Here is a 24302-nt window from a genome sequence, read left to right as displayed (position 1 = left end):
GTTATCTCCGGGGGGAGTCATCGGTATGGGTATTTTCCGTCGGAGTGTTGTATTCGGTTTCTTCGTCAGGCGCAGAATCGGTCTTGGTGTCGACCTCGTGCTTGGTTTTTTCTTCCTCTCCGTCAAGAGGAATCTGTGTCACTTCTGGGGCTTCCGGGTCGCGAGAATTACCGTCAACATCCTTGTTGCCATGAATGTCGGTGACCGCATGGGCACGGTTGTGGGCCGGCAGTTCGACGTCGAGGGATCCGGGCGGCGCCATGTCGTCATCCACTGTCGCGGCGATGATGGTCGAGTCGTCGAGCTCAGTGAGCTTTGAGAACATCTCGAACAACAATCTCTGCTGGTTGTGGGGAACCATGACATCGGCATCGTCAATGACGACTACCTTCGTCTCCCTCAGCATGGCAAGAGCCACCGACGCCACGGCACGCTCAATGGCTTCGAGCTGCTCGAACTCGCAGGAGCGGTCAATGCGGAAACCGACGATTTCCTCGATCTGACGCACCCTGCTCTCGGCTGTCTTGAGGTTGACAGCATCGAGGTGGCATCGCTCGGCGACTGATTCATTGAGGGTCAGGCGATCCTCCGGGACCACGTAATCGGCGATACGGGCCACGGACGTGCGATGAATGGCGCGGTAGGGCTCGGCCATCGCATCAATGCCGTCGATGATGAGGGTCCCGCGCGTTCTGCGGAACCGTCCGGAGAGGGCCAGCAGCAGGGCCGACTTTCCGGCGCCGGCGGGGCCATGGATGACGGCTAGCTGACGCGGCGCGAGGTCCATGTCGAGAGGCCCGAAGATCATTCCTTGCCGCCCATGGGCGTTCAAGTCGCGGGCGTGGAGCACCACTCCCGAGGCGTCCTCAAGGGCCTGGGTGTCGACCGGAGGACGTTTCGAGAAACGCATCACTGGAGGAACCCCCTGATTGAACGTTCGATGACATCCGTTATGACCTGCTGGTCAATGACTGCACTGGCCACGGAGTGTTCCAGGGCAAGCACGTTGACCAGGCTGAGGACCACCACCGCGAGGCTGCGTGGGTTGGCATCCTCCGCGGACTTGACGCGGTCGAGTACACAGTACTGGGTCGTCAAATCGACCAGTTGAGCGATCCGCTGTTTCTGCAGTTTTGTGTAGGCCTCGGCGATCTCCTCGTCATGGCGGGCCAGAGCACGGAATTCCGCGAGAATGACCTGCCACGGAGCATCTTCCAGGAGGATCTCCGTGAGCTTCTCGCTGATCTGCCTCATGACCTCGTCGGGGCTGCCACCGCTCGACAAGATGGGGGAGAGGGCATCGACGACATCCCTCTCGCCACTGGCAAGCCTTTCGGTGCACACCTGTCCGAAGAGGTCGGGCTTGGACCCGAAATTGGAATACACGGCCCCTTTGGTGAATCCGGCATCCGATGCGATGCGGCGCAGACTCGCGCCGGCATAGCCGTCCCGTTCGAAATTTTCGGTGGCAGCGACGAGTATGCGGTTTTTGACCTCGTCGCGATGAGGTCTTTCCACTGCGGCAGGCATCACGGGTTGTCGTCCTTCGAAAGAGCAAGGGGATCGTGGGCAGTACCACTGGTATCGGATACCGATGGTATCTGCATCGGGGTCTGTACCCAAATCGGTCGGCTAGGCTGGAAATCCCGAGTGCATCCGTGACGAGGAGGGTCATGCCACTGTCGCTGTCCGATCTCGATGAGGATTACCTCACCGCGAGTACAACCACCGATTCGTTTGCCCTGTTCTTGAGGCGTGTGGCCCCTGAGCTGCTGCCTCCGACGACGGTGGACACCAGTGTTCCTGAGCTGTCGAGGCACGGCAGAACGGTGCTGGCCATCCGTTGCAGCGGGGGTGTGATAGCCGCCGCCGACCTCGGATCGGCGATGACGCGGCGCCCAAATCAGCGAGATATTGACCGAATTCTCGGCACCGATGATCGCTGTGTGACCGGAGTTGCAGGCGCAGCGGGTCTCTCGGGGGAGATGATTCGTCTCTTCCAGGCCGAGGTCGATCACCTCGAGAAGATCCAGGGACAACGGATCAGCATGGACGGTCGAGCCGCGAGGTTGTCGAGTCTGGTGCGCTCGAACGGCACGATGATGGCTCAGGGTATGGCTGTGACGCCATTGCTGGCCGGGTGGGATGACCTCGCTCACCGTGGACGCATCTTTTCCTATGACGGAACGGGTGGATGCACCGAGAAGCACGCTCACGCCTGCGTCGGGTCCGGGACTCTGTTCGCCACCGATGTCCTCAATGACGGTTACCGCCCTGGGATGGATCGCGACGAAGCCATCATGCTTGCGATTCGCGCTCTGCACACCGCCATCAGCGACAACACCACCTCGGCCCTGTCGGGACCTGATTTGTCTCGTGGTCTGTACCCGACCGTTGCACATGCCGATTCCACCGGTGTCACGCGGATTCCCACCGAGGAAGTCGCGGTGCTGGCGAAGCGGGTCGTCGACGAGATCACCGCCGAGACGGAGCACGAGGAGGTCCAGTCATGACGATTCCTGCCTACGTTCCACCGAGTCAGTGGGTGGCCGACCGGGCCAGTTTCGTGTCTGATTCGATCCGTGATGGAGGTGACGGCATCGTCGTCGCTCGTTGCGTGGAGGGCATTGCGTTGGTTGCCTGTCAGAGTGGTGCAGATCTTCCCAGGGGTATGAGGTCGATCTCCGAGATTCACGATCGGCTTGCCTTTGCCGCGGTCGGGATCTTCCATGAGGCCGAGGACCTGCGGGTGGCGGGCATTCGTTTCGCCGATCTTCGTGCCTACGCCTATGACCGACTTGACGTCACGGGACGCAGCTTGGCGAGCATGTACTCCCGCATCATCGGCAAGGTCTTCACCCGCCCTGAGGTCAAGCCCTACCAGGTCCAGGTGACCGTGGCAGAGCTCGGCCTCGTCCCCTCCGAGGACCGCTTCTACACCATTGACTTCGACGGGACCGTGCGTGTCAGCACTGATCCCGTTCTCATGGGGGTGGCTTCTGAGTACTCTTTCGACCTGCCGGACCATGCGTCGGTGTCTGAGGTCGTTCGGGCTTCGATGAGTGTTCTTGAGGCTGAACCAGAGAGCATCGAAGTGGGACTGCTCGATCGCCACGCCTCGACCCGACGCCACTTCCGTCGTCTCGACGCTGCCACCGTGCTGGAGGCTGACAGTGACGAGTCCTGAGGACGTTGCACTGGCCTTGAGGGGTCCCATTCTCATCGTCGGTGCAGGACTCATCGGTGCGTCAGTCGGGAAAGCCCTCGTCGCCGCGGGGGCCGACGTCCACCTGTGGGACATCGATCGCGGCAACGCCCTGGTGGCGGCCGGACGTGGCGCAGGCCAGCTGGACGGCCTCGACGACGATGCGTATCGGGTCGTCGTGGTGGCAACCCCGCCCGCCGCTGTCGCCTCGACCATCGTCGAGCGCCTCAACCGTCATCCCCGCGCCGTCGTCACGGACACCGCGTCGGTCAAGGGAGCGGTGCTCGCCGAACTCATCGACTTGACAGCTGGTCGAGATGTCGATGTCACCAGGTACGTCGGCTCACACCCCATGGCTGGCACTCAGTACACAGGCCCGTTGACAGCTTCCGGCGAACTGTTCGTCGACCGCACCTGGGTGGTGACTCCCCGTACTGACAACCGGCATGATGACGTCGAGCAGGTCATTGCTCTGGCCAGGACGTGCGGCGCTCGTGTGGTGAGCATGGATGCTGACGAGCACGACCGAGCCGTCGCCGAGGTGTCCCACCTTCCTCACCTCATGAGCATCCTCACGGCGGCCAATCTGCGGCATGCACGTCCTGAGCACCTGCGGCTCGCTGGATCAGGCATCCGTGACGTCACGCGGGTGGCTCGTTCCCAGACCGCCATGTGGCGCCAGATCCTCAACGCCAACCGGGCCGAGGTGCGTAGCCAGTTGGAGGCCATTCGCGCCGACCTCGACGACTTGTTGTCTCGCCTCGACGACCCCGATCTCTTGGAGGAGTTCCTCGGTGTCGGGCAGTCGGGGGCACGCAAAGTCGCCGGTAAGCATGGTCACGAGATGATGAAGACCACGGCGGTCGTCGTCGAGATTCCCGATGCGCCTGGTGCCCTGGCGAGGTTGTTCGCTGATGTCGAGGCTGCTGGTATCAACGTCGAGGACCTCTCGGTCGAGCACGATCCGGCCCGTGAGGTCGGTTTCCTGTCGATCGATGTTGCCCCCGATCGGGCTGAGCAGCTGACGGTGTCAATGCGCGATCAGGGATGGACGGTGCGTTCCTGACTGCTGTCGGTGGATGCCGATAGTCTCGCCTGGTCGGATCGCCATTGAAAGGCAGGCAGAACGTGTCAACCTCACCTCTTGTCATCGCCATTGACGGGCCCAGCGGGTCAGGCAAGTCGTCGACCTCTCGGGGGGTTGCCAATCGCCTCGGCGCGGCCCATCTGGACACCGGATCGATGTATCGTGCGGTGGCCTGTCGCGTCGCTCATCTGGGAATTGATCCGAAGACCAATCCGTCCGACGCCATTGAGGTGGCTCGCACCTGCCGGTTGGACATCGACACCTCTGCCGACCACGACCTCGTCGTCATTGATGGTGACGACGTCACCGAGGAGATCCGGTATCCGGAGACCAGTGCCAAGGTGTCTGCGGTTGCGACCATTCAGCCTGTTCGAGACGCCCTCACCGCTCGCATGCGCCAGATCGCGGCCAACTGCGGACGCATCGTCATGGAAGGTCGCGACATCACCACGGTGGTGTGCCCCGACGCCCAGGTGAGGGTGCTTCTGGTGGCCGACCCTGCCGTCCGCATCGCTCGGCGTCAGGCCGAGCTGGGGGAGAAGGTCGACATGGAACAGGTCATCGACTCGATTGTGCGTCGCGACCGTGACGACTCGACGGTATCGACCTTTGAGCAGCCGGCGGAAGGGGTTACGTTGATCGACTCCACCCGCCTCAATCTGGAGCAGGTCATCGACGCCGTCATCGGCCTGGTTCCTCAGTCGCTGCGCTGAGCAACGTTTCCGCGGGCGCGAGACCGTGTACCGTGGTTCAGTCCCCTAGCAGGAGTGTGTCCTCATGTCCGACTCGCCCGAGTTCTTCGACGGCCCCAGCGACGGCACCGAGGAGGCCCTTCCCAAGCCGGTCGTCGCCGTCGTCGGGCGGCCCAATGTGGGTAAGTCCACCCTCGTCAACCGCATCCTCGGACGCCGAGCGGCTGTTGTGCAGGATGTCCCCGGCGTGACCCGAGACCGGGTGTCCTATGACGCTGAGTGGTCCGGTCGTCAGTTCGTGCTCGTAGACACCGGTGGTTGGGCCTCCGATGCCTCAGGCATGGCCGCCATGATCGCTGAGCAAGCTGAGCTCGCCATCTCGACAGCCGACGCGGTGCTGTTCGTCGTCGACGCCAATGTCGGTACGACTGACGAGGACGAAGCCGTCGTCCAGGTGCTGAGGCAGTCGCGCAAGCCCGTCGTCGTCGCAGCCAACAAGGTTGACGACGTGCGTGGCGAGGCCGAGGCCGCGACGATGTGGAACCTCGGTCTGGGGGAGCCCCACCCGGTGTCCGCCATGCATGGTCGTGGGTCGGGTGATCTGCTCGACGCCCTCATCGAGGTGCTCCCGGAAAGCCCGGCCAGTTATGAGACGACAGGTGGTCCGCGCCGTGTCGCCATCGTGGGCAAGCCGAACGTCGGCAAATCCTCGCTGCTGAACCGACTGGCCCGTCAGAACCGCGCCGTGGTTTCAGACGTGTCCGGTACGACTGTGGACCCGGTCGACGAGCTCGTCACCGTTGGCAACACCCTGTACCAGTTCATCGACACCGCAGGTCTGCGGAAACGGGTCAAGGAGGCCGCCGGGCACGAGTACTACGCCTCCCTGCGCACCCAGGCCGCCATCGAGCGCGCCGAGGTGTGTGTGGTCGTCATCGACGCCTCGGAGTCGATCAGTGACCAGGATCTGCGCATCCTTACGATGGTCGAAGAAGCCGGACGCGCGATGGTCATCGCCTACAACAAGTGGGACTTGACTGACGACGAGCGTCGGCGTTACCTGGAGCGCGAGATCGAACGGGATGTGCAGGCCTATGCGTGGGCTCCCCGGATCAACATTTCTGCTCTCAAAGGTCGCAACGTTGACAAGCTCGAGAAGGCCATCGAGACGGCTGCCGCAGGTTGGGAGACGAGGGTCTCGACCGGCAAGCTCAATGCCTTCCTCGGACGTCTGGCGGCTGCACACCCGCACCCGGTTCGTGGTGGCAAACAGCCGCGGATCCTCTTCGGCACTCAGGCTCACAACTGCCCGCCGACCTTCGCTCTGTTCACCTCCGGAATGTTCGACCAGGGGTACGTGCGGTTCATCATCCGGCGGCTGCGCGAGGACTTCGGCTTCGCCGGATCGCCAGTGCATGTCGAAATCCGTCCGCGTGAGAAGCGCAACAAGAAGTGACGGATTTGGTCGTAGGAGCGGAAGTACGCTAGTGTACATCTTCGGGTCGCCGAGCGATCCAATCGGGCTGTAGCGCAGCTTGGTAGCGCACTTGACTGGGGGTCAAGGGGTCGCAGGTTCAAATCCTGTCAGCCCGACAAAATGCCTGGTGGGAATGTTTTTCTCGCCAGGCATCAGTCGTCTATATTCCACGTCGCTATTCTGAGCGGGTGGACATGCCGAAGCCAACCCCGTTTCCTGCCCCCGCCGACGATCTCCGACTGGTCATCTCCGACATGGATGGCACCCTCCTCGACGGCGAGGGGAACATCCCGGCCCAGCTGTGGCCACTCCTGGAGATCATGAAGGATCGTGACGTCGCCTTCGTACCGGCCTCCGGACGCCAGTGCGCCACCCTGTCCACGATGTTCCATTCCCACCTCGACGGGATGCCAATCATCTCGGAGAACGGTACCTATGTCGTCCGCGATGGCGCCGACGTCTCCTCATCGATCATCGACCCCGACCTTGCGCACGAGGTGATTGAGGGAGTTCGAAGGCTCGTCGAAGATGGGCATGACGTCGGTTTGGTCGTCGCGACCAAGTCCATCGCATACCTCGAGCGCGGGGATGACCTTTTTGTCTCCCACGTCGCGACCTACTACCACAGCCACACCGTCGTCGATGACCTCACCGAGCACACCGGCGACGTCATCAAGCTGTCCATCTATGACTTCGGCGAGGCCTCCGAGGTCACTCACCCGACGATGCAGCGCATCGCCCCTGACCACCAGGTCATCCTTGCCACCCCGAACTGGGTCGACATCATGAACCCCGGCGTGAACAAGGGCAGTGCCGTCAAGGCTGTGCAGGCCGATCTGGGTGTCACCCCGGACCAGACGGCGATCTTCGGCGACTTCCTCAATGACCTTGAGATGATGCCGCTGGCGAAGTGGTCCTTCGCAATGGCCAACGCCCATCCCGACATCATTGAGGCCTCGAACTACGTTGCTCCGTCCAACAAGGAGAATGGCGTCATCACGGTCCTCGCCGAGCTCCTCGACGTCGAAGTACCCGACGCCTGATCAGGCCAACCCAAACTCCCGGGCCCGCTGCCAGAGATGGTCGCGGGCGTCCGGGTGGGCAGTGTTCTCGATGAGTTGACGAGCCTGCTCATTCTGGGAGTTTCCGAACAGCTCAGCCGTGCCCTGCTCCGTGATGATGACCGAGGGCTGGATCGCCGAAACCGGTGAATCAAGCGTGTCCACGATCGTCGAACGGTTGGCTTTCGGATGCCAACTGCGCATGGTGATGAGGGCCTGACCGCCGGGGGAGTGCATGGCGCCCACCAGGAAGTCGGTGGATCCACCGACTCCGGAATGGATCTTGGTACCGACTCGAGTTGCGTTGACCTGACCGAACAGGTCCACCTGCAAAGCCGTATTGACACTGGTGGCCTTGGGCTGGCCAGCGATGATCCCGGGGTCATTCGTGGTCTCGCAGCGCAGCAACCGTACCCGCGGATTGTCGTCGAGCCACTCGTACAAGGCGGGTGTTCCCATCGCGAAGGTGCCGGTGACGACGCGATCGTCCAAGGTGTGAGCTTCGTCCAGGAGACGGATGGAGTCGGTGAGGAGTTCGGTCCACACGCCCACGTGGATGTCCTCGGGCAGCTGAGCGACGACGGCGTCAGGAACCGCACCGATCCCCACCTGGAGGGTGGCGCCGTCACGGATCCGGGAAGCCACCCGGTCACCGATCTGGCGGGCCAGCGGACCCGGGGACGGCATGGAGGCAGTTGGCAGGGAAGCGTCGACGAAAACGCCGATGTCAATGTCATCGACGTCAACGATTCCGTCGCCGAGGACATGGGGCATGTTCGGATTGACCTGGGCAATGATGAGAGCACCTCGCCGCTTGGCCGCGTCGAGGGCGGCCGGCAACACCTGGACCTCAATGCCCATGCTCACGGTGCCATTGCGTGGAGTGCTGGTGTGCAGAACGAGGATGTCGGGTGCGAGTCGCTCCTCGTAGAGGCTCGGTGCCAGGCTCAAACGACAGGGGACATACTCGAGGCTCTCGGCACGTCGACCACCCGGGCCGATGAAGATCGTCTCGTGAACGACGTCCTTGCGTGTGGGTACACCGACTGGCGCATTGATGCACACCAACCGCCACGTCTCGACACATCGGTCGATGATGCCCAGGAGTGGTAGGGGAGTGGCCCCCGAACCGCCACAGACCACCCGCGGCTGGCCTGCCACACCCCGCAAGACGCGTTCAAGGCCGACTTGATCCATCATGCGCACGACAAAGAGCGTAGTGGCTGGGACCCTTCGCATGGTGGGCGCGACGACGAGAACTGGCAGAATGGTCACGATGTCACCCCGTCTGCCAGCGCACAGAACCAGCCCCGTAGGCCCCGGAGTCGGGACCGTCGAGACCAAGTACGCGACGGTTGCCACGCCGGACGACCCTCTCCATCTGATCGCAGGTGGTCGTCTCGATCACGTCACCGTCGCCTACGAGACCTACGGCACCCTCAATGAAGCTCGTGACAATGCGGTGTACATCTGTCACGCTCTCACCGGAGACGCCCACGCAGCAGGTTTCCACCCGGGAGCGGATCGCCCAGGGTGGTGGGACAACATCATCGGACCGGGTCGCGCCATCGACACCGACCGCTTCTTCGTCATCGCCTCCAACCTGCTGGGAGGCTGTTCCGGTACGACTGGACCGGCCTCGACCAATCCGGACACTGGAAAACGCTGGGGACTCGATTTCCCTCAGATCGATATGCACGACTTCGTCGAAGTGCACCTGCGACTCGCCGAGCACCTGGGTGTGGAGCACTTTCACGCCGTTGTCGGCGGCTCCATGGGCGGTATGCAGGCCCTCGACTGGTCGCTGACGTACCCGTCAACCCTGGACAACGCCATCATCATTGCCTCGTCGAGCGGGCTGACGGCCCAGAACATCGCGTTCTCCGCGGTGGGACGTGAGGCGATCCTGCGCGATCCAGTCTTTGCGGATGGCACCTATGACGACGTCCGCCCAAACACCGGATTGTCGATCGCGCGGATGCTCGCTCACATCACTTATCTGTCCGAGGACGCCTTCGCCGAGAAGTTCGGACGGTCTCGTCAGTCCGAATCGGTGGAACGCGGGTTCGGCATCAACTTCGCCGTCGAGTCATACCTTGATCACCAGGGCGAGGCCTTCCTCACCCGATTCGACCCACTCAGTTACATCTATCTGACTCGGGTCATGGACTACTTCGACCCGTTCGGCCGCGCCGGGGCCACCGACGCACTGGTGGCAGATCCGGTCAACTTCCTCGTCATCTGCTTCGATACCGACTGGCGATTCTCCCCGGCCCACTCACGCCGGATCGCCCGTCATCTCGAGGGAGGAGGGCTACCAGTGAGTTTCGCAACGATCGCCTCGTCGTGGGGCCACGACTCCTTCCTCATGAAGCTCGACCCCTACCACGACCTCGTCAGGGCCTTCCTCACCGCCGATCGGTTGCCAATGAGGGCATCACCGCGGGCACCACATTTCGACGGCCACCTGTGCACGAGGGAGACGACGCTGTGACACTCCGTCCCGATCAACGCATCATCACCTCACTCGTGCCGTCCCATTCCCGCGTCCTTGACCTTGGATGTGGCGACGGCTCCTTACTCCGTCACCTCATCACCACCCGAGACTGTCTGGGGACCGGTGTCGAGTTGGATCAATCCTCCCTGGCCACCGCGATGTCGGCGGGGGTGCCGGTGCTGGGGATGGATCTCAACGAGGACCTGGGGGAGTTCCACGACGACTCCTACGACGTCGTCATCTTGTCGCAGACCCTGCAGGCCGTCGTCTCTCCTGACGTCGTCTTAGCGGAAATGGCACGCATCGGCACCCTGCTCATCCTGCTCGTGCCGAACTTCGTGTACTGGCGCAACCGACTCAAGATCATCGGAGGCAGGATGCCGGCCTCCCACGATCTGCCGTACTCCTGGCATGACACCCCCAACCAGTCGTATTCCGGCGTGGCGGACCTCGAGGACTGGTTCGCCGAGTTCGACCTGGAGATCGTCGAAAGGGTCTGCCTCGACGGCCGAGGTCGCCCGTCCCGGGTAGCATCTGCGGCACCGAATTTGCTCGCCGGATCTACCATTCACGTGCTGAGATCCCACTGGGCCGAACCGGGGACAGGGAGGAGCCACTCATGACCAAGCACCACGACGAGGAGGACGAGGATCGGTCGCCGATCTTGGAAGCCACCGACCGGCAGATCCTAAGTCTGCTCGAGGGAGACGGTCGGATGTCGTGGACCGAGCTCGGACATCAGACAGGTTTGTCCACCTCAGCCGCCCAGCAGCGCGTCAAGAGGCTCGAAGCCAAGGGAATCATCTGCGGCTACCACGCCGCTCTCAACCTGGAAGCCATCGGCGCAGGCATTACGGCTTTTATCTTCCTCAACCCCATCGATCCTGAGGAGGACGAGAGGATCCCCGACATCTTGAGGACCTTCTCGGAGGTGCGAGGCTGCCACTCCATCGCTGGCGCGGCCTCCTACCTGGCGAGAGTTCAGGCGCCCAACACCAGTCACCTCGACCAGCTGGTCACCCGCATCCGCAAGGAGTGTCACTGCGGGACGGAAACGGTCGTCGTCCTCGACACCATGTTCGACGATCTCGGCATGCTGGGTACCCGGTGACGCACCTCTCCCACCTTCCGCGCACGTCGTGGCTGCGCGGCCTGGCTGCACTTGCCGCCGGCGCCGCCACAGGTACTGGATTCCAGCCGCTGGATTGGTGGATCCTCGTCATTCCAGGACTCGCCGCACTCATCCTGCTCGTCCGTCCCACGACAGGCCGTGCCGCGGCCGGTCTGGGATACCTCTTCGGTCTCGGCCTGTTCGCCACCACCATCGCCTGGGTCGGCGTCATGGGTCCTCCGGTGGCGGTGCTTCTCGTTGCCGTCATGGCGTTGTGGTGTCTCCTGGCCGGGTGGGCCATCCGCTGCGTCAGCGTCCTGCCCGGCGCACCTTTGTTCCAGGCTATGGTCTGGACGGCCACAGAAGTGGGAGCCGCTGCGGTCCCGCTTGGGGGCTTCGGCTGGGTTCGGCTGGCCTGGACTGTCGTCGACACCCCATGGGTCGGAGCCCTGAGGTGGGCCGGGACGACGGGGACGAGTCTTCTTGTCGCCCTGGCGGCAGCCCTCTTGGCGCGTGTCATCGCGGCCCGAGGAAAGCGGCGTGTCAATAATGCGGTTGGCCTCATGGCAGAACTCGTCGTCGTCGCAGTCCTGGCGACCGTGTCGGGGGCGATCGCCACACGCGACAGTCATGATGACAGCGTTCGGGTACTCGTCGTCCAAGGGGGAGTGGACGGTACTGCCGGTCCCTACGCGATGGGCTATGCCCGGTCCGTCACGGACAATCATCTGTCCCAGACGATCATGGCCGTCGCCGAGCAACGGGTTTCAGGCAAGGGCGCACCCGACATGATCCTGTGGCCCGAGAACTCCACCGACATCGACCCAATTCTCGACGTTGAGAGCCACCAGATCGTCATAGGGGCGCTGGCCATCTCGAAGCGGCCAATCCTCGTGGGAGCAGTGACCGACGGACCCGACGATGACGAGCGCCAGACGACGTCGATGTGGTGGCCGGCGTCGTCACCCAAGCCGACATCCATCTATCACAAACGCAACTTGGTGCCGTTCGGTGAGTGGATTCCCGCCAGGTCATTCTTCCTGCCGCTCATTCCCATATTGGAGAATATTGGACGCCAGTCCGTTCCGGGGACGACTCCGGGTGTCCTTGACTCGACTATTTCTGGGACGAAGGTCCCGGTCGGCGTGGTGGTCTGTTTCGAGGTTGCCTATGACGACACTGTCGCGGACACGGTTCGCCATGGGGCAAGAATTCTTGCGGTTCAATCCAACAACTCGTCATTCATCGATACCGCCCAAACTCCCCAGCAATGGCAGATCACCAGAGCGCGCGCGGTTGAAACGGGGAGACACATCATCGTCTCGACGACGAATTCCTTTTCCGGGTTGGTCAATCCGGATGGCTCAGTAGCCCTGCGTACCGAAGAGGGGGCGCACACCAATTTCACGGTGCAGGTTCCGCAGGAGTCCGGGCTGACGCTGGCCGTGAGAATGGGGACGTGGCTACGGGTCGTCGTCGTTCTCGTTGCGGCTGGTGCGACAGTGGTGTCGGTGATTCGACGTCGCCGCGATATGCTCGCACAAGCAAACAACAGATCGGAGAGGAATGTTCGCCACCGACACTGAGGTCCGGCTCGATAAGGTCCTCGTCATCATTCCGACCTACAACGAGGCGGAGAATGTCGAGACGATTGTCGCGCGCACCCGCCGTGCTAATCCGAAGGTCGATGTTCTCGTCGCCGACGACAACTCTCCGGACGGCACCGGCGAGATTGCCGACCGTCTGGCGTCTGCAGACGATCACGTTCTCGTCATGCATCGGAAGGGCAAGGAAGGACTCGGTTCTGCTTACCTGGCCGGGTTCCACTGGGGTCTGGACCACGGCTACGACGTCCTCGTCGAGATGGATGCCGACGGCTCCCATCAACCCGAGCAACTGCCGTTGCTCCTCGAGGCCCTCAAGCATGCCGACATGGTCAAGGGATCTCGCTACGTCAAGGGTGGGTCCGTCGTGAACTGGCCGAAGTACCGTGAGCTCATCTCGCGTGGTGGCGGCCTGTGGACCCGGATGTGCCTGGGAATTGGTGTCAAGGATCCCACCGGTGGATTCAACGCATTCCGCGCGAACACCCTGCGGACGATCGGTCTGGACGAGGTTGCCTCGGCCGGTTATTGTTTCCAACTCGACCTGACGTGGCGCACCCTCAAGAAGGGCATGACCGTCGCCGAGGTGCCGATTGAGTTCATCGAGCGCGAGTACGGCAACTCCAAGATGAGCAAGGAAATCGTCGTCGAGGCTCTGCTTCGCACCACCTTGTGGGGGGTTGACTATCGTTCCCACCAGCTCAAGGATCTCGGGCACGTCGCCCTCGAACGGGCTGAGCAGGTTGCCGGCGACATCAAGGACCGTCGTTTGAAGCGCTGAGGCCAACCAGAGCACATGAGAGTGCCCCTTCTCTGCTGGGCACTCTCATGCTCTTCGGGGCCACGACACGCTGACTCGGTGTCGCCCCAGGGTTCTGGCCGAGGATCAATCCCCCTTACGGATCTCCTCCAGCCTTTCAGCAAGCAATTCCTCGAGTTCGGGGATTGAGCGACGCTCAGTAAGCATGTCCCAGTGGGTGCGCTGCGGCTTCTGCTTCTTCCGCTGAGGATCGGTGCCGTCGCTCCGCAGCGCCTCAGCGCCACAGCGCGGGCACTCCCACAAGCTCGGCAGATCTGCCTCGGTGGAGAAGGTGAGGTCGAAGTGGTGACCGTTCTGACAGTCGAAGCCAATCTCTTGGCGTTCGGCCATCTCAACGCCTTCTTCGTCCTCGAAGCTCTTGGATCCCAAACCCATGCCTCGCAGTGCACGGTCGGCCATGATGCTCCCTCCTGGTCGTAGGCGTCAGGCCCTGGTTGGGCCGTCGTCTATGGGTCCAGCATCCCACAAGCCACAAATTCCGGGAGCAGAACCGAATTTCGGGACGGGCGTTCGCGTCGTGGAACAAGCTGTGACCAGTGGGGCATTCAGCTCGCCGCGACTCACCGTGGAATGAGTGTCGGGGCGTCCTTGGGCTGGTGAATGCGCGCGAAGTCGCACATGAGGTCGGGACGATCCGTGACGATCCCGTCGACTCCCATGTCCATGAGTTCTCGAGCCTCTGACACCTCGTTGATCGTCCAGACGTGAACCGCTCGACCGAGGCGATGGGCAGCGGCAACGAAGGTCGGCGTCACCAGGGGAACACCGTACCGGCTCACACGATGGGGGACCTGGTACGCGTCGCCTCGAGATTCGGCCATCTGGAGGCTGTTCGGTCCGACGACGGCCCACCCAACTCCGACCGGTCCCACCGCGGTTGCCGTGCGCTCGCGCACCAAGCGGCGGAACGTTCGGATGCGTTTGCTGCTGAACGATCCGACGCAGACCCGATTCCAGGCCCGGTGACGGGAAAGGACCTCGATGAGGGGCATGGTGGCGGCGTCGTGCTTGATGTCGATATTGATGAAGGATTCCGGAAAGGCGTCGAGGACGTCATCGAGTGTGGGGATGGGCTCTCCGCCGACGCTGGCTTGTCTAACCGTGTGCCACGGCATCTTCGCAATGACACCGCTGGACTCGGTGACCCGGTCGAGAATGGGGTCATGAAAGGCCATGAGGACACCGTCACTGGTGGCGTGAACATCAGTCTCGAGGTGGGTGCACCCGAGATCCACCGCATGTCCGAAAGCCGCCAGGGTGTTCTCGATCCCCTTGTTGACGATCATTCCGGCTCCGCCCCGATGGGCAAGAACGGTGAACGGACGTTGGCAATACGGGTAGTCAGTGGCTCGCACAGCCATACATTCTTCCCCTGAGATGGTCCGGATCCGTGATCGCCATGGCAACTACAGTGTCATGCGTGAGCCCCACCGTCTTGTCATTGCAGTCCCATGTCGTCCAGGGAACCGTCGGAAACAGCATCGCAGTTCCGGTGATGCGCGTCATGGGGGTCCGAGCATGGGGGATGCCCACGGCTCTGCTGTCCAACCACAACGGCCGTTCCAGCGTCGCCGGTATCCCGATCGATGCTCAGCAGATCAACGGCATGGTTGACGCCCTCAACTCCAACGGCGAACTCAAGCATGTTGACGCTGTCTTGTCGGGTTACCTCACGGCTCTCACCGGTCCCACCGTCTTGCGGACCGTGGAGAAGTGCCGGGAGCACCATCCCGATGCCATGTGGGTCTGCGACCCCGTCATGGGAGACATGGTTGGTGATCAGGTGAGGACTTACGTTCCTGACGACACCGTGGCTTTCATGAAAGAGGCTGTCCAGAGTGCCGACGTCCTTGTGCCGAATGTGGCCGAGCTCGGCATCCTGACCGACACCATGCCGCTCACGATTGACGAGATCGTGGACGCCGCTCGTGGCCTTGATGGCCCGAAATTCGTCGTCGTCACCTCAGTACCGCATCAGGACGAGAACGGTGACGGGCTGGCCATGGTTGCGGTGGCGGGGGAACGGACCATTGTGACCCATGGTCCCCTCATCGACCGTCACTTCAACGGCGCTGGCGACCTGACGACGGCAGTCCTGACGGCTCAGCTCGTCGCAGGGGAGTCCCCGGAGACTGCACTCGGCAAGGCTGCAGGCGTCGTCCATGCGGTCCTCGAGCGCACCTGGAACCATCCCGGTGACGAATTGGACTGGTCGCCCGAGGACGCCTCGGCTCAGCCGTGGAAGACGGAGATCTTGGCTCCCAGTGCCCCGAGTCGGGTGGGTAGGTCCTCGTAACCGCGGTTGATCATGTAGACGTCGCGCAGGGTCGTCTCGCCGGAGGCGGCCAGGGCAGCCAACAACAGGCAGACGGCCGGGCGCAGGGCCGGTGGGCAGATGAGTTCACGGCCGCGCCAGCGCGTCGGTCCCCGCACGATGAGTCGGTGCGGATCGAGGAGCTGGACGTCGGCTCCGAGTTTGCCCAACTCGAGCAGATGGATGGCCCGGTTCTCGTAGCACCAGTCGTGGATGAGGGTCTGGCCCTCGGCCTCCGCGGCGATGACGGCGAAGAACGGCAGGTTGTCGATATTGAGGCCCGGGAAGGGCATCGGGTGGATCTTGTCCGCGACCGCGCGCAGCTCGCTCGGGCGGACGGTGACGTCGACCAGACGGGTGAATCCGTTGTGGGAGACGTACTCGGGGGAGAGATCGAAGTCCAGACCCATCTCGGAGAGAATCGCCAACTCGATTTCGAGGAACTCGATGGGGCAGCGGGTGATCGTCAGCTCGGACTTGGTGACGACGGCTGCCGTGAGGAGGCTCATGGCCTCGATCGGGTCCTCGGACGGCGCGTACTCGACGTCGACATCAATGTTTTCGACGCCACGAATGCGCAGGGTCGTCGTCCCGATGCCCTCGATCTTGACGCCGAGCTGGCACAGGAAGACGCACAGGTCCTGAACCATGTAGTTCGGGCTGGCGTTGCGCAATATCGTCACGCCCGGAGTCTGGGCTGCGGCGAGCAGAGCATTCTCGGTAACGGTGTCGCCGCGCTCGGTCAGGACGATGTGACGCTCCTTGACCGTGCGATCCGTCATGTGGCACTGGTAGAAACCCTCGGTCGCGACGACGTCAAGACCGAAGGCGCGCAGGACCTGGAGGTGAGGCTCGACGGTACGGGCGCCCAAGTTGCAGCCGCCGGCGTAGGGGAGCTTGAAGGAGTCATAGAAGCGCATCAGTGGGCCGAGGAACATGATGACGCTTCGGGTGCGACGGGCGGCCTCGACGTCCATGTCGTCAAGGTTGAGCTCAGCAGGACGAATGAGGGTGAGGTCGCGCTCGTCCTCGGACCACTCGTAGGTGACGCCGATGGACGTCAGCACCTCAAGGATGCGATTGACCTCCTCGATGTGAGCGACTCCGCGCAACACAGTGCGGCCACGGTTGATGAGACAGCCACACAGCAGGGCAACGGCAGCGTTCTTGGAGGAACGCACCTCGATGGAGCCCTCGAGCTGGCGGCCGCCTTCGATGCGGTAGTTCATCGTGCCGCCACCCGGCTGGGTGATGATGGGGGACTCAAGGGCCTCGGCGATGCGGTTGATGTACTCCAGCGAGAGGTTCTGTGTGCCTGACTCGACCCGGTGGATGGCGCTCTGGGAGGTCTTGAGGAGCTCCGCCAGTTGGTTCTGCGTCATGCCGCGCTGCTTGCGTGCGTCGCGGATGAGGCGACCGACGGCAGCTGGGGTGATGTTGTCCACAGCAGATCCTTTCGACGAGATGAAGTCTTCCGACAAGGATATATCAGATCTGAGGTTGAACCGCGGGGCAGAAGGGGCCAGTCGCAACCCGACAGAAATCTCCTCAGTGAGATCATCGTCACAGACCGACCTTCCCACTAGAGTGTTACCCATGAGCTCACATTTTGACGTTGTTGTCCTCGGAGCTGGCCCTGGCGGCTACGTTGCCGCCATTCGTGCCGCTCAGCTCGGCAAGAAGACCGCCATCATCGAGAAGGAATATTGGGGTGGTGTCTGCCTCAACGTTGGCTGCATCCCCACCAAGTCGCTTTTGCGCAACGCGGAACTTGCGCACATCGTCACAAAGGAGGCTGGCGCCTTCGGCATCGGCGGCGACATCTCCGTCGACTTCGGCAAGGCCTACAGCCGGTCGCGTGAGGTGTCCGACCGGATGGTCAAGGGTGTCCACTACCTCATGAAGAAGAACAAGATCACCGAGTTTTCCGGGTGGGGCGAGTTCACCGGGCCCAAGTCCGTCGTCGTCAAGGACGGGCAGGGTCAGGTGTCCGACGAGATCACCTTCGACAACTGCATCATCGCCGCTGGGTCCACCGTCAAGACCTTGCCGGGAACCCAGCTGTCGGACCGCGTCGTCACCTACAAGGAGCAGATCCTCTCCGACGAGGTCCCCGGATCGATCATCATCGCTGGTTCTGGCGCCATCGGCACCGAGTTCGCCTACGTCCTGGCCAACTACGGCGCCCAGGTCACCATCGTCGAGTACCTTGACCGGATGGTCCCCAACGAGGATCCCGAGGTCTCCAAGGAACTCACCAGGGCCTACAAGAAGCTCGGCGTCAAGGTCATGGCCGGCACCAAGGTCGAGTCGATCGACGACTCGGGAGACAAGGTCAAGGTCACGGTGAGTCCGGCCAAGGGTGGCGAGTCCACCGTGCTCGAGGCCGACCGAGTCCTGCAGGCCGTCGGCTTCGCCCCGCGGGTCGAGGGGTACGGCCTGGAGACCACCGGCGTCAAGCTCACCGAACGCGGCGCCATCGAGATCGACGACTTCATGCGCACCAGCGTCCCGGGCATTTACGCCATCGGTGACTGCACGGCCAAGCTCATGCTGGCCCACACCGCCGAGGCCCAGGGCGTCGTCGCCGCCGAGACCATCGCCGGGGCGCAGACCATGCCCATCAACTACGCCATGATCCCTCGGGTCACCTATTGTCAGCCGCAGGTCGCCACCTTCGGCTACTCCGAGGCCCAGGCCAAGGAACAGGGCTACGACGTCAAGGTGTCACGGTTCCCGTTCTCGGCCAACGGCAAGGCCTGGGGCATGGGTGACGGGTCCGGCTTCGTCAAGGTCGTCGCCGACGCCCGTCACAACGAGCTGCTGGGAGCCACCATCATCGGACACGACGTGTCCGAGCTCATCCCGGCCCTCACCGTGGCACAGATGTGGGATATCACCACTGACGAGGTCGCCCGCAACATCTTCCCGCATCCGTCCCTGTCGGAGGCCCTCAAGGATGCTGTCGAGGGTATCGGCGGAGAGATGATCAACATCTGACGTTCTCATGTATGGCTTGAGGCGGGGTCCTGGTGACGGGGCCCCGCCTCGGCGTCTGGGCCACTAGCCCCGGTGTTGCCAACACAGAGCGGGTTCGAAGACGCGAATGGCGGGCAGGAGACCCACGACGAAGACGGATCGAGGGGCCGCGGTCATCCGCGGCCCCTCGATCTCTGGTATCCGGTGTCAGTACGAGAGGTCCTCGTACTCCGGGTTGTCGATCTGGAGTTCGGCGTACCGGCTCTCGGGGGCCGAGACGTGGTACGGGCGACCCGTGGCCTGCCAGCTGAGGTTCGGCGCACAATGGACGTTCTGGGCATCGGCGTCGAGGATGATGAATCCCCAGGCCAGACGTCCTTCCTTGCCGGCGGGCAGGGTGTAGGGCCCGACGACCTGCTTGAGCGACCAGTGGACCTCGTTGACGTAGGTGAACCCGAAGGTCTGCGTCATGATCTTGGCCAGGTCACCCTGACCGGCAACCTTTGCGCTGACCTGGAGGGTCTGGGTGCGCGACTGTTTCACCTTCGTCGAGACGGGCACTGCATTGGCAGTGTTGTTCGCGACGCTGGAGGCGTCGGTCTGCTTGAACCAACGCTTCTTGGCCGTCAGGTAGGTGCCGTTCTCACCGGGGGTCGAGCACTCGGTTCCCGGCTCGTAGTCGGAGTTCCACCGTTGCGGCAGCTCGAACTGGGTGGGGTCACTGGCGGAGGCCGACTCGGCCGCATGGGCGTCGGAGACGGCGAACGGGGCCACTGACAGGGCAGCCGCCGCCGCGAGTGTGACCCCGCGACGCACCTGGTGTGTCAGGAATCCCATGGGCGATCAGGCCTCGAGGGAGGGGTCGTTGTCGCGGGTGCTGATGGCGATGTGACGCTCCTTCGGAAGGCTCGCGGTGAACTCACCACCGTTGGCCTTCCAGGTGTGATCGGCGCCGCAGACGGTGTGCTGGCCACGGAAGTCCGAGACGACCCATCCGGCACGCAGGACCGCGGTCTTGCCCGGAGCCAGGTTGTACGGGCCGACGGTGTCGCCGACCTCGTAGGACTGGCTGTCGGTGTAGCTCGTCGAGAAGGTGACGTGGATGAGGTCGAGGATCGGGAAGTCGACCCCGGCCGAGACGTTCCAGGTCTTCGTCTTGGTCTCGGTGATGGTCCGGGTGATGGGCAGCGGATCGTCGTTGTAGTTCGAGATGGTCCACGTGCCGGCCGAGCCGTCGAAGTAGCTACGGGTCCGGGTGATGGTCTGGCCGGTCTCACCGATGTTGGCGCAGGAGGCGCCGATCGTCGTGGGGTTGGCGGCCTGGGCCGGGGCGGCGGCCTGGGCCGGAACGACCGTGAAAGCGGCCGAGGCGGCGAGGGCTGCGGGAACGGCAAGCAGTCGGGTGATCATGAGTGTTCTCCTTCGTGGTCGGGATTGACGGTGGTAGTGGTGTTGAGGACGCCGAGATCAACGATCTGACTGAGTCGGCAGGGGAACCTGGCGGTACTTGTCGGGAGTGACGTCGATCTTGCGAACGCTGCCGTCCCGGGAGGTGACGGTGGCCTCGGCCCAGAAACCGCTTGGCGCCGAGGCGGTGCCGTAGTTCGACACCAAGCTGTACTTTCCGTCTCTGCCGCAGTGGATCTCGCGATAGTTCACGCGGGTCATCGTCGTGCCATAGGTGACGCGCACGCGCTCACCGGGCTGCAGGTGTACCGCACCAAGGGCGGTTCCGACGGGCATGTAGGCACGGTTGGTGGCCCCGACGCTGCCAAGCCATCCTGCCGGCAGGCGGCCGTAGCGACCCATCCAGTTGGCGTACCCGTTGTACTGGGCACCCACGACGAAGTCGGTCACCGGGTGGTAGTCGTAGGGGGCCTTCGACCAGTTGAGGAAGTCCGTCGAGTAGCCGGGCTTGCGGTAGGTGGGCTGGATCGACGAGATGTCGTAGGGGTACCACGCGATGTCGCGGGCACGGCAGGTCTGACCCTTCGCCGGCCAGGACGGATCCTTCTGCGGAGCGACGGCGGGCTCGACGACGTGGTCGGTCGGCTTCGCCACGGACTCCAGGCTGGGGCCCGACATGGCGGTGTAGGTGTCCGATCCCATCGGCTTGCTGTTGGCACCCGCGTGGCGCGACGGGATCTGCATCGCCAGATCCGAGATGGAGCCGTCGGCGTGGATGAGGTAGACGAAGGCGTATCGCTCGGCCGGACCGGTGCCGCGAATGACGTTAGCGCCGTTGGAGTTCTGTAGGACGCCGTCGCTGCAGGTGACGAACATCGAGACGAAGTCCTTCTCGAGGACGCCGTATTCGACGCGGATCGACTCACCCGGCTTGAGCTTAACGGGACCGACGGTCTCACCCTCGACCCAGCCATTGGACAGCTTGAGGCCGATGTCAGACTTGGCGGTGGTGTTCCATCCGGAGGGGAGCTTCGCCGCCGAGGTCGCCGAAATGGCGTGGTTGCTCTCAGTTTCGATCGTGCCGGTGTACGGCACGACCTGATCGGTGCGGTTGGTGAACTGGATCGTGCCGTCGCTGAGGTAGCGTCGTCCCGTCTCACCGTAATGCCACTCGGGGTATCCCTGGGCGTGGGCGGAGGCATCCGTGCACGACTCATAGAGGTGCGCGATCGGATAGCCCTGCGGCTTGGGTGGAATGACGGCGTGAGCCGCCGGCACCTGCATCATGGCAGACACTGCGAGGACTGCCGAGGCAGCCGCCGCGAGAACTCTGCGCCCTGGACGTCTCTTCAAGGGCATGGCTTTTTCATACTCCTCACGGATTCGCATCCATAGGAATTGACGTGCTTCACAGAGCCCCTGTGGAAGTCGATGCACGCCCCTGTCAAGGAGAATAGGCAACCATCCCGGGAGGATCTGCGATCCAATGCTAACGACGCGGAGGTTCAATTCACAAAGGGCGGCGATCTGGAATATCCAGTAATGACGCGGTTGTGAACAGGACATGAACCCGTGATGACGAGCATGTGATCGGACACCGAACTGGGACAATGGCCCCCAGGCAGCAACAAGACCACTGAAACCCGTCGACAGCCTTTGTTTCATCTCGTGGATACATACCGAGTCTGCACGTCGCCTTTCCGGGCCGCCACCACTGCATGACCTCGCCTGCGGACAGTGTACGAGTGAGACATCCGCCACTTCTGGGACATGTCGCTCGTGATGGAGATTTCGATTCTCGGGGCGGGTTCATGAATGAGTGGGACGATTCACCACCTGCGTGGTACGCTGCGTCTCGCCGGTCAGGGAACCTGGTGCGAATCCAGGACTGACGCGCAGCGGTGTGGGTGATGGCTCGCCGCGAGCCCACTGGGTGGAGACACCTGGGAAGGGGACGAGCCGCGCGACCCCGAGCCCGAAAACCTCCCGGCGAATGCAGCCGCCGTACGCCTCGCGAGATGGGCGTCAACCGCCAGGAGTTCCTTTGCCACATGTCCGCCATCGAGACACCCATCCCTGCGCTTCGCCCGGGCAACGGCAACTGTCGGACGGATCGACGTCATCGCGGGCCCACGAGGATCACCGGTTGCCCGCCGGGCCCGTACTGCTGGTCCTGGCGGTTGCCCTCATCCTGAGCGTCGTGCTCTCGCTGGCCTTCGGCACGATCCGGCTGCCCATCGAACAGGCGTGGCACGTCCTGGATGTACACGTGCGCGGAGGCAGCGTCGAGGCCACCGTGGACCAGATCGTGTGGGGGTTGCGACTTCCACGAACGGTGCTGGCCGTCGTCGCCGGGGCCGGACTGTCCGTCGGCGGCGCCGTCATGCAGACCTTGGTACGCAACCCGTTGGCCGATCCCTACATGCTCGGGGTCTCGGCAGGGGCCAGCGTCGGGGCGACAGCCGTCATCACCACGGGAACGCTGGCGGCCTTCGGCGTGTACTCGCTGTACCTGGGTGCCCTTCTCGGTGCCCTCGTCGCGACCGCGGCCGTGTTCGGCATCGCCATGGCCCAGGGAGGTCTGAGCCCCTTGCGGCTCGTCCTCACCGGTGTCGTCATGTCCTCAGCCTTCAGCGCGATGTCGAGCTTCCTGGTCTTCCACAGCAACGACCCGAAATCGGCCCAGTCCGTCCTCTTCTGGCTGTTGGGCAGCGTGGCAGGCGCCTCTTGGCAGACCCTCGTGCCGACGGCGGTGGTGGTCGTCGTCACCCTGCTGTTGCTCATGATTGGATCCAGGTGGCTCGACGCGCTAGCAGCAGGCCCGGAACTCGCCTCCTCGCTCGGGGTTCCGGTCACCGGCCTGAGAGTCGCCCTTTTCATCGTCCAGGCCATCCTCGTGAGCGCGATCGTCGCGGTCTCCGGCGGCATCGGATTCGTGGGCCTCGTCATTCCCCACCTCACCAGGCTCCTCGTGGGACCGCGCCATCGCGTCGTCCTGCCGGTCAGCGCTCTGTTCGGCGCACTCTTCCTCGTGTGGGTCGACGTCCTCTCCCGGGTGGCAAGCCGCCCGCAGGAGACTCCGTTGAGCATCGTCACAGGTCTGCTAGGCGCCCCGGTGTTCCTACTACTGCTGGGACGGCGCCACTACCAGTACGCGGGGGCATGATGGGCACCCGACTGACCACACGACGTCTCGCGGCGCAGGTCGAGGGGCGAACCATCGTCCGAGACGTCGATCTGGACTTCGAGCCCGGTACCGTCACGGCCATCATCGGGCTCAACGGTTCGGGCAAGTCGACCCTGCTGCGTGCCATCGCCGGAATCAGCCGGCCGGCCGCCGGAGACGTGTTCCTCGACGATGTCCCCCTCCGACGTCTCTCGGCCAGACAACGCGCACGCCAGGTGTCCTTCGTCGCCCAGGAGGACTCACCACCTGGTGACCTGCTCGTGCGTGAACTCGTCGCCCTGGGACGTACCCCTTATGGACGGCCGTGGGACCACGGCGGTGAGGACGAGCATCGCATCGTCATGGAATCACTAGACCGGGTCGACATGTCCGACTACGCCGATCGGCCCTGCTCACGACTGTCCGGTGGAGAGCGCCGTCGAGTCATGCTGGCTCGTGGGCTGGCCCAGCGCACTCCCATACTCATGCTGGATGAACCGACCAACCACCTGGACCTGGCCCAGCAGCATCACCTGCTCGCACTCATCCGTGACCTCGACCAGACCGTCGTCGTGGCGATCCATGACCTCACGTTGACCGAGCGGTACGCCGATCACGTCGCCGTTCTCGCAGGGGGACGCGTGCTCACCCAGGGTCCACCACATGACGTGTTCACCCGTGGCGAGGTGAGCAAGGCATTCGGCATGAGGCTCACGCGCCACGTCGACCCCATCACGGGCCTATCCCATCTTCTCTGTGACCCGGCGAGCCCCGGCCCGTTGTGTCACACCCATCCCACTGACACATCCCGACCGGAAGGCACCTCATGACCCGATCACCACTCATCGTCGCCGGCGCGGCCGCCCTCACCTTGGCCCTCAC

24 protein-coding genes, 1 tRNA gene and 1 riboswitch are annotated in these 24302 nt (G+C 63.3%); of the genes, 16 read left to right on the top strand and 9 right to left on the bottom strand.

The genetic code is table 11. The features are described from left to right. Window position 1: 1 nt before the first annotated feature. Both HMPREF9153_RS08460 and HMPREF9153_RS08455 read right to left on the bottom strand, forming a co-directional pair. A complete protein-coding gene (locus HMPREF9153_RS08460; protein WP_004811277.1) occupies window positions 2-910 on the bottom strand; it encodes an ATP-binding cassette domain-containing protein in 909 nt (302 codons plus the stop codon). Next, entirely contained in the window at window positions 910-1530 is a 621-nt protein-coding gene (locus tag HMPREF9153_RS08455; protein ID WP_021108458.1) for a TetR/AcrR family transcriptional regulator, read from the bottom strand. Before HMPREF9153_RS08455 ends, HMPREF9153_RS08460 begins: the two co-directional genes overlap by 1 nt. 143 nt (window positions 1531-1673) lie before the next feature. Here HMPREF9153_RS08455 and prcB point away from each other — a divergent pair, with 143 nt between their 5' ends. The 7 genes from prcB to HMPREF9153_RS08420 all read left to right on the top strand — a co-directional run bounded on the left by prcB (window position 1674) and on the right by HMPREF9153_RS08420 (window position 7504). Further along, entirely contained in the window at window positions 1674-2513 is an 840-nt protein-coding gene (gene prcB, locus HMPREF9153_RS08450; protein ID WP_004811273.1) for a proteasome subunit beta, read from the top strand. After that, window positions 2510-3187, top strand: a complete 678-nt coding sequence (gene prcA, locus HMPREF9153_RS08445; protein ID WP_004811272.1) for a proteasome subunit alpha — start codon at window positions 2510-2512, stop codon at window positions 3185-3187. Before prcB ends, prcA begins: the two co-directional genes overlap by 4 nt. Beyond that, window positions 3108-4271 (top strand): prephenate dehydrogenase, encoded by a 1164-nt coding sequence (locus HMPREF9153_RS08440; protein ID WP_138237544.1) that lies wholly within the window; start codon window positions 3108-3110, stop codon window positions 4269-4271. The genes prcA and HMPREF9153_RS08440 overlap by 80 nt, the downstream gene beginning before the upstream one ends. Before the next feature lie 62 nt (window positions 4272-4333). Beyond that, on the top strand, window positions 4334-5005 hold the full coding sequence (gene cmk, locus HMPREF9153_RS08435) for a (d)CMP kinase (RefSeq protein ID WP_004811268.1): 672 nt from the start codon (window positions 4334-4336) through the stop codon (window positions 5003-5005). A 64-nt stretch (window positions 5006-5069) separates the two neighbouring features. Beyond that, window positions 5070-6440, top strand: a complete 1371-nt coding sequence (gene der, locus HMPREF9153_RS08430; protein WP_004811266.1) for a ribosome biogenesis GTPase Der — start codon at window positions 5070-5072, stop codon at window positions 6438-6440. Between the two features lie 63 nt (window positions 6441-6503). After that, window positions 6504-6577: transfer RNA gene (locus HMPREF9153_RS08425), tRNA-Pro, on the top strand. A 78-nt stretch (window positions 6578-6655) separates the two neighbouring features. Then, complete coding sequence (locus tag HMPREF9153_RS08420; RefSeq protein ID WP_023032715.1) at window positions 6656-7504, top strand: HAD family hydrolase; 849 nt, start codon at window positions 6656-6658, stop codon at window positions 7502-7504. Here HMPREF9153_RS08420 and HMPREF9153_RS08415 read toward each other — a convergent pair whose 3' ends face one another. Beyond that, the gene (locus HMPREF9153_RS08415; RefSeq protein ID WP_004811262.1) at window positions 7505-8722 is read right to left on the bottom strand and encodes an acetyl-CoA hydrolase/transferase C-terminal domain-containing protein; all 1218 of its coding nucleotides are present in this window, start codon (window positions 8720-8722) and stop codon (window positions 7505-7507) included. A 67-nt stretch (window positions 8723-8789) separates the two neighbouring features. Here HMPREF9153_RS08415 and metX point away from each other — a divergent pair, with 67 nt between their 5' ends. Genes metX through HMPREF9153_RS08390 form a run of 5 tightly spaced genes read left to right on the top strand, consistent with a single transcriptional unit; the run spans window position 8790 to window position 13515 of the window. Further along, the gene (metX, locus tag HMPREF9153_RS08410) at window positions 8790-10016 is read left to right on the top strand and encodes a homoserine O-acetyltransferase MetX (protein WP_174266640.1); all 1227 of its coding nucleotides are present in this window, start codon (window positions 8790-8792) and stop codon (window positions 10014-10016) included. After that, the gene (gene metW / locus HMPREF9153_RS08405; RefSeq protein WP_004811259.1) at window positions 9992-10642 is read left to right on the top strand and encodes a methionine biosynthesis protein MetW; all 651 of its coding nucleotides are present in this window, start codon (window positions 9992-9994) and stop codon (window positions 10640-10642) included. Before metX ends, metW begins: the two co-directional genes overlap by 25 nt. Continuing rightward, complete coding sequence (locus tag HMPREF9153_RS08400) at window positions 10639-11130, top strand: Lrp/AsnC family transcriptional regulator (protein WP_004811258.1); 492 nt, start codon at window positions 10639-10641, stop codon at window positions 11128-11130. The genes metW and HMPREF9153_RS08400 overlap by 4 nt, the downstream gene beginning before the upstream one ends. Beyond that, the gene (lnt, locus tag HMPREF9153_RS08395; RefSeq protein WP_004811256.1) at window positions 11127-12716 is read left to right on the top strand and encodes an apolipoprotein N-acyltransferase; all 1590 of its coding nucleotides are present in this window, start codon (window positions 11127-11129) and stop codon (window positions 12714-12716) included. Before HMPREF9153_RS08400 ends, lnt begins: the two co-directional genes overlap by 4 nt. After that, window positions 12697-13515, top strand: coding sequence for a polyprenol monophosphomannose synthase (locus HMPREF9153_RS08390; RefSeq protein ID WP_004811255.1), 819 nt, complete (start codon window positions 12697-12699; stop codon window positions 13513-13515). Before lnt ends, HMPREF9153_RS08390 begins: the two co-directional genes overlap by 20 nt. Before the next feature lie 105 nt (window positions 13516-13620). Here the strand turns inward: HMPREF9153_RS08390 and HMPREF9153_RS08385 are convergent, their stop codons facing one another. Next, window positions 13621-13953 carry an RNA polymerase-binding protein RbpA gene (locus HMPREF9153_RS08385; protein ID WP_004811252.1) on the bottom strand — a complete coding sequence of 111 codons (333 nt, stop codon included), beginning with the start codon at window positions 13951-13953 and terminating at the stop codon, window positions 13621-13623. A gap of 161 nt (window positions 13954-14114) precedes the next feature. Further along, complete coding sequence (locus tag HMPREF9153_RS08380; protein WP_004811250.1) at window positions 14115-14909, bottom strand: glycerophosphodiester phosphodiesterase family protein; 795 nt, start codon at window positions 14907-14909, stop codon at window positions 14115-14117. Between the two features lie 65 nt (window positions 14910-14974). On the opposite strand from HMPREF9153_RS08380, the gene pdxY reads away from it, so the two are divergent. Then, window positions 14975-15850 (top strand): pyridoxal kinase, encoded by an 876-nt coding sequence (gene pdxY, locus HMPREF9153_RS08375; protein WP_015582651.1) that lies wholly within the window; start codon window positions 14975-14977, stop codon window positions 15848-15850. Here the strand turns inward: pdxY and HMPREF9153_RS08370 are convergent. Then, window positions 15787-17313, bottom strand: coding sequence for a helix-turn-helix domain-containing protein (locus HMPREF9153_RS08370; RefSeq protein ID WP_015582650.1), 1527 nt, complete (start codon window positions 17311-17313; stop codon window positions 15787-15789). The genes pdxY and HMPREF9153_RS08370 overlap by 64 nt on opposite strands. 151 nt (window positions 17314-17464) lie before the next feature. On the opposite strand from HMPREF9153_RS08370, the gene lpdA reads away from it, so the two are divergent. Then, entirely contained in the window at window positions 17465-18868 is a 1404-nt protein-coding gene (gene lpdA / locus HMPREF9153_RS08365) for a dihydrolipoyl dehydrogenase (protein ID WP_004811244.1), read from the top strand. A 186-nt stretch (window positions 18869-19054) separates the two neighbouring features. Here lpdA and HMPREF9153_RS08360 read toward each other — a convergent pair whose 3' ends face one another. Genes HMPREF9153_RS08360 through HMPREF9153_RS08350 form a run of 3 tightly spaced genes read right to left on the bottom strand, consistent with a single transcriptional unit; the run spans window position 19055 to window position 21613 of the window. After that, window positions 19055-19684 carry a hypothetical protein gene (locus tag HMPREF9153_RS08360; RefSeq protein WP_004811240.1) on the bottom strand — a complete coding sequence of 210 codons (630 nt, stop codon included), beginning with the start codon at window positions 19682-19684 and terminating at the stop codon, window positions 19055-19057. 6 nt (window positions 19685-19690) lie between these two features. Next, window positions 19691-20257 carry a hypothetical protein gene (locus HMPREF9153_RS08355; protein WP_004811238.1) on the bottom strand — a complete coding sequence of 189 codons (567 nt, stop codon included), beginning with the start codon at window positions 20255-20257 and terminating at the stop codon, window positions 19691-19693. A 57-nt stretch (window positions 20258-20314) separates the two neighbouring features. Beyond that, on the bottom strand, window positions 20315-21613 hold the full coding sequence (locus HMPREF9153_RS08350) for a hypothetical protein (protein ID WP_050796897.1): 1299 nt from the start codon (window positions 21611-21613) through the stop codon (window positions 20315-20317). 505 nt (window positions 21614-22118) lie between these two features. After that, a riboswitch (cobalamin riboswitch) is annotated at window positions 22119-22239 on the top strand. A gap of 161 nt (window positions 22240-22400) precedes the next feature. Here HMPREF9153_RS08350 and HMPREF9153_RS08345 point away from each other — a divergent pair. Then, complete coding sequence (locus tag HMPREF9153_RS08345) at window positions 22401-23420, top strand: FecCD family ABC transporter permease (protein ID WP_004811235.1); 1020 nt, start codon at window positions 22401-22403, stop codon at window positions 23418-23420. Further along, entirely contained in the window at window positions 23417-24250 is an 834-nt protein-coding gene (locus HMPREF9153_RS08340; protein ID WP_004811233.1) for an ABC transporter ATP-binding protein, read from the top strand. Before HMPREF9153_RS08345 ends, HMPREF9153_RS08340 begins: the two co-directional genes overlap by 4 nt. Window positions 24251-24302 lie beyond the last annotated feature (52 nt).

The organism is Cutibacterium avidum ATCC 25577, from assembly GCF_000227295.1.
Lineage (GTDB): Bacteria > Actinomycetota > Actinomycetes > Propionibacteriales > Propionibacteriaceae > Cutibacterium > Cutibacterium avidum.
The sequence above is the reverse complement of the archived record's forward strand: the minus strand, read 5'-3'. Positions and strand labels throughout refer to the sequence as shown.

What these genes read in the sequence shown, in the direction of transcription:
- HMPREF9153_RS08460 (WP_004811277.1), bottom strand. Translation starts at nt 910, where the DNA reads ATGCGTTTCTCGAAACGTCCTCCGGTCGACACCCAGGCCCTTGAGGAC.
- HMPREF9153_RS08455 (WP_021108458.1), bottom strand. Translation starts at nt 1,530, where the DNA reads ATGCCTGCCGCAGTGGAAAGACCTCATCGCGACGAGGTCAAAAACCGC.
- prcB (WP_004811273.1), top strand. Translation starts at nt 1,674, where the DNA reads ATGCCACTGTCGCTGTCCGATCTCGATGAGGATTACCTCACCGCGAGT.
- prcA (WP_004811272.1), top strand. Translation starts at nt 2,510, where the DNA reads ATGACGATTCCTGCCTACGTTCCACCGAGTCAGTGGGTGGCCGACCGG.
- der (WP_004811266.1), top strand. Translation starts at nt 5,070, where the DNA reads ATGTCCGACTCGCCCGAGTTCTTCGACGGCCCCAGCGACGGCACCGAG.
- HMPREF9153_RS08420 (WP_023032715.1), top strand. Translation starts at nt 6,656, where the DNA reads ATGCCGAAGCCAACCCCGTTTCCTGCCCCCGCCGACGATCTCCGACTG.
- HMPREF9153_RS08415 (WP_004811262.1), bottom strand. Translation starts at nt 8,722, where the DNA reads ATGATGGATCAAGTCGGCCTTGAACGCGTCTTGCGGGGTGTGGCAGGC.
- metX (WP_174266640.1), top strand. Translation starts at nt 8,790, where the DNA reads ATGGTCACGATGTCACCCCGTCTGCCAGCGCACAGAACCAGCCCCGTA.
- HMPREF9153_RS08400 (WP_004811258.1), top strand. Translation starts at nt 10,639, where the DNA reads ATGACCAAGCACCACGACGAGGAGGACGAGGATCGGTCGCCGATCTTG.
- HMPREF9153_RS08390 (WP_004811255.1), top strand. Translation starts at nt 12,697, where the DNA reads ATGTTCGCCACCGACACTGAGGTCCGGCTCGATAAGGTCCTCGTCATC.
- HMPREF9153_RS08385 (WP_004811252.1), bottom strand. Translation starts at nt 13,953, where the DNA reads ATGGCCGACCGTGCACTGCGAGGCATGGGTTTGGGATCCAAGAGCTTC.
- lpdA (WP_004811244.1), top strand. Translation starts at nt 17,465, where the DNA reads ATGAGCTCACATTTTGACGTTGTTGTCCTCGGAGCTGGCCCTGGCGGC.
- HMPREF9153_RS08360 (WP_004811240.1), bottom strand. Translation starts at nt 19,684, where the DNA reads ATGGGATTCCTGACACACCAGGTGCGTCGCGGGGTCACACTCGCGGCG.
- HMPREF9153_RS08355 (WP_004811238.1), bottom strand. Translation starts at nt 20,257, where the DNA reads ATGATCACCCGACTGCTTGCCGTTCCCGCAGCCCTCGCCGCCTCGGCC.
- HMPREF9153_RS08350 (WP_050796897.1), bottom strand. Translation starts at nt 21,613, where the DNA reads ATGCCCTTGAAGAGACGTCCAGGGCGCAGAGTTCTCGCGGCGGCTGCC.
- HMPREF9153_RS08340 (WP_004811233.1), top strand. Translation starts at nt 23,417, where the DNA reads ATGATGGGCACCCGACTGACCACACGACGTCTCGCGGCGCAGGTCGAG.